At 37.2% G+C, this 12,663-nt stretch carries 12 protein-coding genes; 1 reads left to right on the top strand and 11 read right to left on the bottom strand.

Annotated features, from left to right (window positions below):
- Positions 1–822 (top strand): pyruvate, water dikinase regulatory protein, encoded by an 822-nt coding sequence (locus ACQV2S_RS02460; RefSeq protein WP_428875347.1) that lies wholly within the window; start codon positions 1–3, stop codon positions 820–822.
- Between the two features lie 70 nt (positions 823–892).
- Here ACQV2S_RS02460 and ACQV2S_RS02455 read toward each other — a convergent pair whose 3' ends face one another.
- The 11 genes from ACQV2S_RS02455 to hslO form a co-directional block, all read right to left on the bottom strand.
- A complete protein-coding gene (locus tag ACQV2S_RS02455; protein WP_428875349.1) occupies positions 893–2,107 on the bottom strand; it encodes a mechanosensitive ion channel in 1,215 nt (404 codons plus the stop codon).
- A 122-nt stretch (positions 2,108–2,229) separates the two neighbouring features.
- A complete protein-coding gene (gene tuf / locus ACQV2S_RS02450; RefSeq protein ID WP_428873231.1) occupies positions 2,230–3,417 on the bottom strand; it encodes an elongation factor Tu in 1,188 nt (395 codons plus the stop codon).
- A 141-nt stretch (positions 3,418–3,558) separates the two neighbouring features.
- Positions 3,559–5,649: an elongation factor G gene (fusA, locus tag ACQV2S_RS02445; RefSeq protein WP_428873229.1), complete on the bottom strand. Its 2,091-nt coding sequence runs from the start codon at positions 5,647–5,649 to the stop codon at positions 3,559–3,561.
- A gap of 79 nt (positions 5,650–5,728) precedes the next feature.
- Positions 5,729–6,199: a 30S ribosomal protein S7 gene (gene rpsG / locus ACQV2S_RS02440; protein WP_090289529.1), complete on the bottom strand. Its 471-nt coding sequence runs from the start codon at positions 6,197–6,199 to the stop codon at positions 5,729–5,731.
- Positions 6,200–6,237: 38 nt separating this feature from the next.
- On the bottom strand, positions 6,238–6,651 hold the full coding sequence (gene rpsL / locus ACQV2S_RS02435) for a 30S ribosomal protein S12 (protein ID WP_258436774.1): 414 nt from the start codon (positions 6,649–6,651) through the stop codon (positions 6,238–6,240).
- Positions 6,652–7,042: 391 nt separating this feature from the next.
- Positions 7,043–7,465 carry a hypothetical protein gene (locus tag ACQV2S_RS02430; RefSeq protein ID WP_428884967.1) on the bottom strand — a complete coding sequence of 141 codons (423 nt, stop codon included), beginning with the start codon at positions 7,463–7,465 and terminating at the stop codon, positions 7,043–7,045.
- Positions 7,466–7,779: 314 nt separating this feature from the next.
- Positions 7,780–8,871 carry a hypothetical protein gene (locus tag ACQV2S_RS02425; RefSeq protein ID WP_428884966.1) on the bottom strand — a complete coding sequence of 364 codons (1,092 nt, stop codon included), beginning with the start codon at positions 8,869–8,871 and terminating at the stop codon, positions 7,780–7,782.
- A 199-nt stretch (positions 8,872–9,070) separates the two neighbouring features.
- The gene (locus ACQV2S_RS02420) at positions 9,071–9,364 is read right to left on the bottom strand and encodes a GNAT family N-acetyltransferase (protein ID WP_428873224.1); all 294 of its coding nucleotides are present in this window, start codon (positions 9,362–9,364) and stop codon (positions 9,071–9,073) included.
- A 111-nt stretch (positions 9,365–9,475) separates the two neighbouring features.
- On the bottom strand, positions 9,476–10,051 hold the full coding sequence (locus tag ACQV2S_RS02415; RefSeq protein WP_428873222.1) for a TMEM175 family protein: 576 nt from the start codon (positions 10,049–10,051) through the stop codon (positions 9,476–9,478).
- A gap of 111 nt (positions 10,052–10,162) precedes the next feature.
- On the bottom strand, positions 10,163–11,674 hold the full coding sequence (gene lysS / locus ACQV2S_RS02410; RefSeq protein ID WP_428884965.1) for a lysine--tRNA ligase: 1,512 nt from the start codon (positions 11,672–11,674) through the stop codon (positions 10,163–10,165).
- Positions 11,675–11,759: 85 nt separating this feature from the next.
- On the bottom strand, positions 11,760–12,635 hold the full coding sequence (hslO, locus tag ACQV2S_RS02405) for an Hsp33 family molecular chaperone HslO (RefSeq protein WP_428873219.1): 876 nt from the start codon (positions 12,633–12,635) through the stop codon (positions 11,760–11,762).
- Positions 12,636–12,663: the final 28 nt, after the last annotated feature.

Raw genomic sequence — 12,663 nt, 5'->3', positions numbered from 1 at the left:
ATGTCAGTAACCAATTCTTACAAATTCTATGTCATTTCCGACTCTGTCGGTGAAACAGCCCTACGCGCTACCAACGCCGCTTTAGCCCAATTCCCAAAGTTAACCAACATCAGTTTAAAAAGATTTCCATTTATTAACACCCGGGATGAATTAAAACCCATACTTGAAGAGGCTGCTAAAGTGAATGCGATTTTAATCACTACTTTAGTTGATGAAGGTCTAGAAAATTACGCCAGTGAGTTCTCAAAGAAAAACGGATTAGATTATCATAATGTAATCCACCCCATTCTAGACCTTATTTCACAAAAAACAAATATGACAGCTACTGAAAAATCAGGAACCCTACATCGACTCGATGATCACTACTTCGATCGTATTCAAGCCATTGAATTTGCAGTGAAGTACGATGATGGTAAAAATCGTAAAGGATTCGAATTAGCTGACATTGTATTGCTAGGAGTTTCACGCTCTTCCAAAACACCTTTAAGTATGTACCTAGCTAATAAATCATATAAGGTAGCCAACTTACCAATTTTTCCAGAAGTTCACATTCCTGATGAAATCTATCAGGCTGATTCACGAAGAATATATGGTTTGATTGCCTCTCCTCTATATATCCAAAACATTCGTAAAAAACGAGTCGAAATGATGGGGTTAGGTGAAAAAGCTACTTACTCTTCACTTGAGAGAGTAAAGCAAGAATTGATGTTCGCAGATGATTTATATCATCAACTAGGTGCCACCGTGATTAATGTAGAGAATCAATCGATTGAAGAGTTATCTGAACAAATCATTGGTCACTATAATCGACTGATTCAATAAATCGTAATTACAATCACAAAAAAGCTCGCTCATTCAATTAAGAATAGCGAGCTTTTTGTTTTGATTAGTTTTAGAATCTTTGCTGTTCTTCTTCTTTTTCTTCGTGTTCAATGCTTTTTTCAATATTTTCTAGTTGACGTGCAGCAAAATCCTTACCACCTATTCCAACTGCAAGAGCGAAGGCAACAGCTACCGCACTAAGAATAATAATAAAGGCCGCGTTAACAATTGTTGGAGCAAACTTTAATTGGTTCAATGTCATGAAAATCGCCAATACAATAATAGCATAACGAACAAATTCTCCAAATACTTTACTACCAGAAACTTCTTTCAAAAAGCTTGCAAGAATATTACCACCAATTACTCCTACCGCTAAGATTAACGCTGCAGCTATTACATCAGGGATGTAGGCAATAATAGAAGTGCCTATCGCATTTAATACTTCTAAGTTAAGAACTGAAATAGCTTCGACAATAAAGAAAATAAGTAATAGTGATTTAGCCACTTGAGCAATCACGCTTGAAATTTGGATATGGCTTTCACCTTTAAAATTTAAATATTTTGAATATTGGTCGATACCAGATGTCTTTAATAGACTTTCTAATAAATCACCTAACAATTTTGCAATGAAGCCACCGACAAAAACAAGAATAACTGCCACAATTATATTAGGAATTGCTGACATTACAGAGTTTAATACACCGACAATCGGTGCTGAAATAGTCTGAATACCTAGTGTTTCAAGGGCCACTGTTAAAATCGGAATAAATATTAAGACATAAACAACGGTCGAAAACACTTCAGCTAGATGTGTATCATTGACTCTTTCTTTTTCTTCCTGCCCCGTCATCTTACTATACCACTTATCTAAATTGAAACCTTCTAGTAAGTTTTGCGTTAACTGTTTAACAAACTTACAGAATAAGTTGCCAATGAATATAATTAAAACGGCTGCAATAATGTTTGGAATGTAAGCAAAAAACTTCGCAAACATATTAGATATTGGATCAACAACCCCTGCCAATCCTAATCCATTTAAAATGAAAGGTACAAAGAAAAGTACAATAATAAAATATAATAAAGTGCCTATTGTTTCTAAGAAGGCATTAGATTCCTCATCGGTTCTAGCTAACCCCCATTTTTGTAATTTCAAGTCAAAGTCGATACTCTCCATAGCCTTAATCGCATATTTTCTCGCAAAATGCGCCAAAATCAATGCTGCTATTAATAAAAGTAATGAGCCTATTATTCCAGGAATAGAGCTAACAACACTGTTAAAATCCATCGTCATTCCCCTTTCTAAATTTTATTTACTTTTAGTATAGCATGATTAAGCTTGATACAACAAACATTAATCTAAAATAAAAAAGCCAAGTATTTTGCTTGGCTTTTGTTCTTAATATTTAATTAAGCATTAATTTTAGTAACAGTACCTGCACCTACAGTACGTCCACCTTCACGAATTGAGAAACGAGTTCCGTCTTCGATAGCGATTGGGTGAATTAATTCTACTGTCATAGATACGTTGTCACCAGGCATAACCATTTCAGTTCCTTCTGGTAATTCTACAACACCTGTTACGTCAGTTGTACGGAAGTAGAATTGAGGACGATAGTTAGTAAAGAATGGTGTATGACGTCCACCCTCTTCTTTAGAAAGTACATATACTTCCGCTTCGAACTTAGTATGTGGAGTAATAGTTCCTGGAGCTGCTAATACCTGTCCACGCTCAATATCATCACGTGTAACTCCACGTAATAATGCACCAATGTTGTCCCCTGCTTCAGCATAGTCTAACATCTTACGGAACATTTCTACACCAGTTACTGTAGACTTCATAGTATCTTCAGCGATACCTACAATTTCAACTTCGTCACCTACACGAACTTGTCCACGTTCAACACGTCCTGTAGCAACTGTACCACGACCAGTAATAGAGAATACGTCTTCGACTGGCATCATGAATGGCTTGTCAGTGTCACGCTCTGGTTCTGGAATATATGCATCTACTTCTTCCATTAGCTCTAATACTTTAGCTTCATAAGCTTCGTCGCCTTCTAAAGCTTTAAGAGCAGAACCTGCGATTACTGGAATGTCATCTCCTGGATAGTCGTATTCTGATAACATGTCACGAACTTCCATTTCAACTAATTCTAATAATTCTTCATCGTCAACCATGTCTACTTTGTTTAAGAAGACTACGAAGTAAGGAACTCCTACTTGACGCGATAATAAGATGTGCTCACGAGTTTGTGGCATTGGGCCATCAGCTGCAGATACAACCAAGATCGCACCGTCCATTTGAGCAGCACCAGTGATCATGTTCTTAACGTAGTCCGCGTGTCCTGGAGCGTCAATATGTGCATAGTGACGGTTAGCAGTTTCATACTCGATATGAGAAGTGTTGATTGTGATTCCACGTTCTTTTTCTTCTGGAGCGTTATCGATTGAAGCATAGTCCTTAGCTTCACCGAATCCGTTTTTAGCTAATACAGTCGCGATTGCAGCTGATAAAGTTGTTTTTCCGTGGTCAACGTGTCCTAAAGTACCAATGTTAACATGCGGTTTCGTACGTTCGTATTTTTCTTTTGCCATTTGAGTAAATCCCCCTAATTTTAAAGTGTTTATAGATTATGTAATCTATCAAAATTATTATACCAAAGATATTGAAGTGAATTCAACGGATATTTCCCTTAACCTTGGTCTTTCTTCTTAATAAGCCTTTATTGCTTATGATTAATTTTCTGAAGACCCACCGTATTTTTTGATGATTTCTTCAGCGATTGATTTTGGAACATCTTCGTAGTGGTCGAATTGCATTGTAAATGTGCCACGACCTTGAGTTGAAGAACGTAAAGTCGTTGCGTAGCCAAACATTTCTGATAAAGGAATGAATGATTTAACAATTTGTGCGTTTCCACGTGTTGAAGTACCTTCAATACGTCCACGGCGAGAGTTCACGTGTCCCATAACATCTCCTAAATATTCTTCAGGAACTGTTACTTCAACAGCCATCATTGGTTCAAGGATTGAAGGTTGTGCTTTCTTAGCAGCAGCCTTAAGTGCCATTGAAGCCGCAACCTTATAAGCTGTTTCAGAAGAGTCAACATCGTGATAAGATCCATCGTAAAGCTTAGCTTTGATATCTACTAATGGGAATCCTGCTAGGACACCATTTTCCATCGCATCTTTCAATCCTGCTTCTACTGCTGGAATGTATTCACGAGGAACAACCCCACCAACAATCGCATTCTCAAACTCAAAGCCAGCGCCTTCTTCATTTGGTTCAAATTCGATCCAAACGTGACCATACTGACCTTTACCACCTGATTGACGAACGAATTTACCTTCAGCTTGTGTCGCGGCACGGAAGGTCTCACGGTAAGAAACTTGTGGTGCACCAACCGTAGCTGAAACTTTAAATTCACGTTTTAAGCGGTCAACGATGATATCTAAGTGTAATTCTCCCATTCCGGCAATAATTGTCTGACCAGTCTCATGGTCAGTTGAAGCACGGAAGGTTGGATCTTCTTCAGCTAACTTAGCTAAGGCTAAGCCCATCTTATCTTGGTCAGCTTTTGAATCAGGTTCAATCGCTACCTCAATAACTGGATCAGGGAATTCCATTGATTCAAGAATAACTAAGTTATCTGGGTCACATAAAGTATCTCCAGTTCCTGTATTCTTAAGACCAACAGCTGCAGCAATATCTCCCGAGAATACTTCAGCAATTTCCTCACGAGAGTTAGCGTGCATTTGTAAGATACGACCTACACGCTCACGCGAATCTTTAGTTGCGTTTTGAACATATGAACCAGATGCCAATGTTCCTGAGTAAACACGGAAGAAAGTTAAACGACCAACGAATGGGTCTGTCATAACTTTGAAGGCTAAAGCTGCAAATGACTCACTGTCATCCGCATGGTGTTCAATTTCCTTTTCACTTCCTGGTTCGAAACCAATAATTGGTGGAACATCTAGTGGACTTGGTAAGTAATCAATAACACCATCTAGTAATAATTGAACCCCTTTGTTTTTGAAGGCTGTACCACAGAAGACTGGGTATAAGTCAACATTAACTGTTGCTTTACGGATAGCTTTTTTCAAAACATCTTCAGGAATTTCTTCCCCTTCAAGATAAGCCATCATAATTTCTTCATCAGTATCAGCTACTGCTTCAACTAAAGTTGTATAATATTCAGCAGCTTTTTCTTGATATTCTTCTGGGATATCTGTTTCTTCTATTTCTGTCCCCAAATCGTTATTATAAATATATGCTTTTTTATGAACAATATCGACGATTCCTTTGAATTCATCTTCAGATCCGATTGGAACTTGCATAGCTACTGCATTTGCGTCTAAGCGCTCATGAAGGGTTCTTAGTGAATATTCAAAGTCAGCTCCCATTTTGTCCATTTTATTAACAAATACAATACGAGGTACTCCATAGGTAGTAGCTTGACGCCAAACTGTTTCAGTTTGAGGTTCTACACCTGATTGAGCATCTAATAAGGCAACCGCTCCATCCAATACACGTAATGAACGTTCAACCTCAACCGTAAAATCCACGTGTCCTGGCGTATCGATGATATTTACACGGTGTTCTTTCCATTGAGCTGTTGTTGCAGCAGAAGTAATGGTAATACCACGTTCTTGCTCTTGCTCCATCCAGTCCATTTGAGCTCCACCATCGTGGGTCTCACCGATCTTATGGATCTTACCGGTATAATACAAGATACGTTCAGTAGTCGTTGTCTTACCAGCATCTATATGGGCCATAATTCCAATGTTACGAGTTTTCTCAAGAGAAAATGCTCTTTTTCCCATGTATATTTACCCCTCTTTCCTTTTTTGAATCATTATCTGTTAACAAAGAATCACTAAGTTAACAATACCATTATAAATCTTACCAGCGATAATGCGCAAAGGCTTTGTTAGCTTCTGCCATTTTATGCATATCTTCACGCTTACGTACAGAAGCACCTGTATTGTTTGCTGCATCCATAATTTCACGTGCTAGACGTTGTTCCATGGTTTTTTCACCACGTAAACGAGAATATGTCACTAACCAACGAATCGCTAAAGTATAACGACGCTCAGGTCTTACTTCAACTGGTACTTGATAGTTAGAACCCCCAACACGACGAGCTTTAACTTCTAATAATGGCATAATATTTTCAATGGCTTGTTCGAAAACCTCCATTGGATCTTGGCCTGTTTGTTCACGGATTACATCAAATGCACTATATAAAATAGATGATGCTTTACCTCGCTTACCGTCAACCATTAAACGGTTGATTGTGCGAGTTACTACTTTAGAATTATAAATTGGATCTGGTAACACTTCACGTTTAGGAATATTCCCTTTACGAGTCATTTAAACTCCTCCTTTCGAAAAATCGGTGATTGTTATAATTATGATTTAGGTTTCTTAGTACCGTATTTAGAACGGCTTTGCTTACGGTCATTAACACCGGCAGTATCCAGCGCTCCACGAACGATATGGTAACGGACCCCTGGTAAGTCTTTCACACGTCCGCCACGGATTAGTACCACACTGTGCTCTTGCAAGTTATGGCCTTCACCTGGAATATAAGCTGTTACTTCCATAAGGTTAGATAAACGAACACGGGCATACTTACGTAAAGCAGAGTTCGGTTTCTTAGGAGTCATAGTCCCTACACGTGTACATACCCCACGTTTTTGCGGAGACATTGTTTTTGTGTTAGAACGTTTGAAGCTGTTGTAACCTACGTTTAATGCGGGTGAATTTGATTTACTTACTTTTGATTTACGAGGTTTATTAACCAATTGATTAATTGTTGGCATCAAAAGTCCTCCTTCCATTATTTTCTTAGTCCACACATCCAAGTGTGTCATTTATAAATATAAATTTTCCGCAGGCTTGAAATTTTCAAAACTGCGCTTCAGGGTGAATCTATAGCAGTCAGCACGACTGAGTTTCAGGTATCTGTCAATAAAAACACCTTTATTATCTTACCATGTAGTTTTTTCCTCGTCAATTAAATTTCGCATATATTTTAAAAACTTTTCTAGAGTTGTCAAACATATGTTACACAAGGTGCTTCTAAAATGGCATGCTTATGTCTTAACGTCTCGTCCTAAAATTCTTTGTTTCTGTCAAAGAGGAAAGCGGAGCGATCCTTGACAGAAATAAAGCCTAAAATAGGATACATGCTAGCAACTAATTCTTTAAATCCTAAAAACTTAGAGCAAACCCCGCTAAAGTAACTGCTACATAGTAGGTGTAAAACTTGTCGGGTTGCTTACTAGATAGGCGATGCGCACAAGCGAAAGTAAACTGAGGGCGCAGGGCATCACCACTGATAACAACTGCCATGGAAAAACCCGTTATAAAACACATTGAAAAATAGTTTAAGCTAGACAAAATTATCGAAGGGAAAAGCTGATTGAGTTCTTGACTCATCACTTCAATCTTTTCAAAATCAAACCGATAGTTAAATAAAGTATCGATAAAAACTAGGATAATAAAATAATTAAGACCGGCGTAAAAAACCAATAATTTGTTGGATTTTTCAAAATCAAAGGATGCAATAATCAAAACTAATAGAACACACAAGGCGCTACCCCAAATGCTATTTAAATTAAATTGCTGCTGCAAACTAGCTCCGGACAATAGCACCCATTAAGACATGCATGAGCCCTACCAAGAATATGACGAATAGGCCAACAGAACCAAACCTAATAAAACATTGCAGTAGCTCTTGGCCTGAAGTCAGTCTCGTCCCTGTTACTACTCCCACATAGGCAAAAGCTATCGTCAATGTCTTTCGATTCAAATAGAATCACTCCTCTATCTATTTAAACAATTAAAAAGCGATGCATAACTATGGAATCATGCATCGCTTTCATTCTATTACATGGCCCAAAATGTTTGGTAATCTTTTGCTATAAAGGGATAAATTCATCTCTTTTTTAGTACCTTAAAAGAGCAGAAAACTGTTGTTTAATCCCTTCAACTTTTTCCAAAATGAGAGAGATTTTAACCCCTTGATCCATGGCTTTGATCACCCAATGATTTAAAGCCTCTCCATCTAATAAGTTGTCTGTAAAATATTGAATCACCCATTCTTCGATACGTCCTTCATGGATCAGCCCTTTAATCTCTTCAAAATCATGAATGACTTTCCCTTGATTACGAGCTTTTTCAATTTGATCAATCTTTTCTTTTGCGAATTCTTGTTGATTTTGACTAAGGGTCTCTTTTAAAAGTTTGGTTTTCGCTTTAGCATCCATGGATTGGAAGGGTTTGTCGATTGTTGAATCATAATAAATAGCGCTGTTTTCATTAACTTTTTGGTAATGGCCTATGTTCTCAACTGTTCCTGCTAATAAAATTGGCCGGTGATAATGTTTAGCTACTTCTTGCATTTTTTTATGCAAGTAATTGAAATATTTTGCGCGATCTAGATCTTTTTCTTCTGGAGCAGCTCGGTGTCCATGATGCATACCAGGCTCTTGACGTCCGCCATAAGAGTGTACATTGACTTGAGAGCCAGCGTCTAAATCATCATAAATCTCTGAAAAGTCTTTCACTTCAATCGCAGGGTCTAGAGTAAGGGCTTCGGCATTAAACTGGTTGGCATCAAAAAAGTCCACCGAATCTTTAGATATATCTGCAATGATTACTTCATGAAGTTCCTCATAATAAGCCAATAAAGGTAAAAGATAAAATTCATTTCCTAGATAAATCGAAGGTTTAAATTCATTACGTAAATAGGCAACTTCAACATCTTTAGGACTGATAAAAAGGGCTAGACCTTCTTTAGTTTGATCCCAAAAATTTTTATCGTTTCGAATTCTTTCAATTTCTTTTAAAATCTTATTTGCTTCATCTTTATCAACTTCTTCCAGCTTAGATTTAACTTGCTGAATTAGATTTTTAAATTGAATCAGGTCTTCTTGCCTATTTAAACCTCCACGATTAGTAGGCATATAAAGGGAAAGGCGCATCAAATCTTTTTGACTTTGTAACTCTCTTAAATTTGCAATAAAACTGTAACTCATCTTGATCCTTCCTTTCTATATTTTGTAAATAAAATCAATACTTAGGTCGTAAGCACTGTATTTTCCAACTTACTATTAAAATATTTGAAATAGACCTACTAATTAAAAGGTTATCACGGAAGCGCTTCATTGTCTAATTAAAGACCTTAAAAAAACCAAAAGTAGATGAAACTACTTTTGGTTATATGATTAGCAACTGTTAAGCTGGGTGTTTACGAGCATCTATATGCCTATATTTTTCTGCTTCCTCATCAAATTTTCTAATGACATATGGACAACTGGGATATATTTTTTTACCTTGCTGTTGCATATCTGCTACTAACTCATCTAAAAGCTTACCAGCAATTCCTTGACCTCTAAGACTATCTGAAGTAAAGGTATGGTTAGCCACCACTAACTTTTCATCATCAGTATCTCGATAAGTTATCTCGGCAATCATCTCGTTTTCTTCATTACGTAAAACAATGGCATGGTCTTCTCTTAAAAATTCCATTACTAGCCCTCCTTAATTGTGTTAATTCTATAATAACCTATTAATCGCAAAAATTAAAAAAATATGATTTGCCATATCAATATTTAAAAATTCGTAGAAATAAATGAAAGACTATTTATAAAAGGTGCTTTCTAGTCGCTTATCTGGAATAATCCATAATAAAGCTATCGCCACATATATTAGATAAGAAATTAGAGGCTGATAAAAAGCGAAAATCAAAGCAAGAATATAAAAAACAATCGAACCTTTCCCTTTGAAATCCTTACCAATCTTTTTAGCTAAATCTGAATCCTTGCCATTCACCCGAATAATTTCTGTTTGTAAAATATTATAAGAAACAGCACACATTAGTAAGATGAATCCATAAAAAAAGGCTGGTAGTTTAACAGAAGGGTTTAAGCCCATCCATTCCGTGAAAGTTGGTATCAAAGACATAAAAAAGAGCCAAAATAAGTTACGCCATAAAATTTTACCATTGACTGTTTTTAAAACGGCTAATAAATGATGATGATTGGCCCAGTATATCCCCACATATGCATAACTTAGTATATAGGCTAATAGAGTCGGATATATTTCTTTCAATCCAGCTAGGTCTAAACTAGCTGGGGGTTGTAATTTTAAAACCATGATAGTAATAACAATTGCTAAAACTCCATCGCTAAACGCTTCTGCTCTACTTGTATTCATAGTATTCTCCTTTATTTAATGTTGAGAGGTTTAGATTTTTAACTATTTCAAAAGAAACACCACAAACAAATCTCTATCCAGTTTGTGGTAATTTCTTAATCAATTCAATTCTTAATTATTTCTTAATGTTGGGAATAAGAGGACATCACGAATGGATTGTGAATCCGTTAATAACATTACTAAACGGTCAATACCAATTCCTAAACCACCAGTTGGAGGCATTCCGTGCTCTAATGCTTCTAAGAAATCTTCGTCAACTGGATGCGCTTCGTCATTTCCAGCATCTTTTTCTGCCATTTGAGCTTCAAAACGTTCTCTTTGATCAATTGGATCCGTTAACTCTGTAAAGGCATTCGCATATTCTTTACCAACAATAAACAATTCAAAGCGGTCGGTAAAACGTGGATCCTCTTCGTTTTTTCGAGCCAATGGTGAAATTTCAACCGGATGTCCATAAACAAAAGTAGGCTGAACTAATGTATCTTCTACCTTTTCTTCAAAGAAGTTATTAATAATATGTCCTACTGACAAATCGTGGTCTTCAACTGGGACTTGATGTTCTTTAGCTAAAGCTTTAGCTTCTTCTAGAGTCATCTCTTGCCAGAAATCGACACCGGTTTCTTCTTTAATTAAATCAACCATATGGCGACGTGCCCAAGGCGTTTCCAAATCTACCTTTTTACCATCATAATCAATCATAGCAGTCCCTAAGACTTTCTTGGCAACATGGCGAATCAACCCTTCTGTTAAGTCCATAATATCCGTATAAACTGTATAAGCTGTATACACTTCAATCATAGTGAATTCAGGGTTATGGGTAGTATCAATTCCTTCATTACGGAAGACACGACTGATTTCGTATACTTTTTCCATACCGCCTATTACTAAACGCTTCAAATGTAATTCTAAAGCAATCCGTAAGTATAGTTCCATGTCTAATGCATTATGATGTGTAATGAAAGGTCTAGCTGACGCTCCACCTGCTAGATTATGTAAGACAGGAGTTTCAACCTCTAGATAATCTAAATCGTCTAAATAATGTCTCACTTCGCGAATAATCTTTGAACGGTTGACAAAGCGATCAAAACTTTCTTCGTTGGCAATTAGGTCTAAATAACGTTGGCGATATTTCTGTTCAACGTTTGTCAAACCATGGAATTTATCAGGTAGTGGTCTTAAAGCTTTTGTTAAAGGAATAAACTCCTTTGCTTTAACTGAAAGTTCCCCTGTTTTTGTCTTAAACAAGTTGCCGCGAACCCCCACAATATCTCCTAAATCGGCAGCGTTCCACCAAGTAAAGGCAGCTTCACCCACTTGATCCTGGCGAACATAAATCTGCAACTTACCTTTCATGTCTAACAGGTGAGCAAAACCTGCTTTTCCTTTTCCGCGCTTAGAAACGATACGGCCACCAATAGAAACTTCAATCGCTTCTTTTTCTTGCAAGTCTTCTTTGGATAAGTGATCATACTTTTCAATTAAAGCCTTTGAATAGTCACTGCGTTCAAATCCTGCAGCAAAAGGATTGACTCCTGCTTCAGACATTTCTTGCATCTTTTGTCTTCTGACTACTAACTGGTCATTTAATTCTTCGAATTCTGGATTATCTTTTACATCAGACATTGGCTTTCCTCCCACTATTTCTTTATACTGTCCCTTTCATTTTACATGAAGTCGTTCAGTTTGTCATGGTGATAATAGAGCGATCTTATTGATTAGCTAAGATCGCTTTTAATTCTTCTTCACTAAATTGATAAGTCGCACTACAATATTGGCAAATAACCTCTGCTCCCTTATCCTCGTCAATCATTTGCTGTAACATATTAGAATCCAAAACTGCAAGTGACTTACGAAAGCGCTCTTTACTACATGGACAATAAAATTCAACTGGTTGCTGCGAAATAACTCGGCTATTATTCAATCCAACTAATGAATCCAAAAGATCTGTAATCGCTTCTGATCCGTCGATTAACTCTGACAGCGAACCAAGCGACTTAATCCTTGTTTCCAGTTGATCAATCACTTCGTCAGATGTCCCAGGTAAAACTTGAATCATAAAGCCCCCAGCTGATTGAACTGATTCATCTGGATTGACAAGCACACTCAAGCCAATAGAAGAGGGAGTTTGTTCCGATACTGCCATATAGTAAGTAAAATCTTCGCCCAGTTCACCTGAAATAAGCTCAACTTGGCCAGTAAAAGCTTCTGAATCCGCAAGGTATTTACTGACCTTCAAACTACCAGGAAGCCCAACCGCTCTCGCTACATCCAACTTGCCTTTACTATTTAACTCTAAAGCCACGTTCGGATTTGATACATACCCTCTAATTCGACCTTGGGTATCGCCATCACAAGAGATTAATCCTAAAGGACCATTACCTTTAATCTGAACAAGCAGGCGGTCATCCCCTTTTAGATTGGCTGACAAGAGTGCTGTAGCAACCAAGCTTCGCCCCAATGCAGCTGTAGCCGTATGCCACGTTTGATGTTTTTCTTGTGCTCGCTTAACTAAGTCCGTCGCATCTACTACAAATACGCGTATTTGATCATCAAAAGCTAATGCTTTGATTAACTGCCCTTTCATTTTTTCCCTTCTTTCTATTTCATTCGAT

This window comes from Facklamia sp. P13064 (genome assembly GCF_050409425.1).
In the GTDB taxonomy this organism is placed as follows: domain Bacteria; phylum Bacillota; class Bacilli; order Lactobacillales; family Aerococcaceae; genus Facklamia.
Note: the sequence above shows the minus strand (reverse complement) of the source record. Positions and strands in the feature narration are given on the sequence as shown.

Coding starts and splice junctions, on each gene's coding strand:
- rpsG (WP_090289529.1), bottom strand. CDS start 6,199: ATGACTCGTAAAGGGAATATTCCTAAACGTGAAGTGTTACCAGATCCA.
- ACQV2S_RS02425 (WP_428884966.1), bottom strand. CDS start 8,871: ATGAGTTACAGTTTTATTGCAAATTTAAGAGAGTTACAAAGTCAAAAA.
- tuf (WP_428873231.1), bottom strand. CDS start 3,417: ATGGCAAAAGAAAAATACGAACGTACGAAACCGCATGTTAACATTGGT.
- ACQV2S_RS02460 (WP_428875347.1), top strand. CDS start 1: ATGTCAGTAACCAATTCTTACAAATTCTATGTCATTTCCGACTCTGTC.
- ACQV2S_RS02415 (WP_428873222.1), bottom strand. CDS start 10,051: ATGAATACAAGTAGAGCAGAAGCGTTTAGCGATGGAGTTTTAGCAATT.
- ACQV2S_RS02455 (WP_428875349.1), bottom strand. CDS start 2,107: ATGGATTTTAACAGTGTTGTTAGCTCTATTCCTGGAATAATAGGCTCA.
- lysS (WP_428884965.1), bottom strand. CDS start 11,674: ATGTCTGATGTAAAAGATAATCCAGAATTCGAAGAATTAAATGACCAG.
- rpsL (WP_258436774.1), bottom strand. CDS start 6,651: ATGCCAACAATTAATCAATTGGTTAATAAACCTCGTAAATCAAAAGTA.
- ACQV2S_RS02420 (WP_428873224.1), bottom strand. CDS start 9,364: ATGGAATTTTTAAGAGAAGACCATGCCATTGTTTTACGTAATGAAGAA.
- fusA (WP_428873229.1), bottom strand. CDS start 5,649: ATGGGAAAAAGAGCATTTTCTCTTGAGAAAACTCGTAACATTGGAATT.
- hslO (WP_428873219.1), bottom strand. CDS start 12,635: ATGAAAGGGCAGTTAATCAAAGCATTAGCTTTTGATGATCAAATACGC.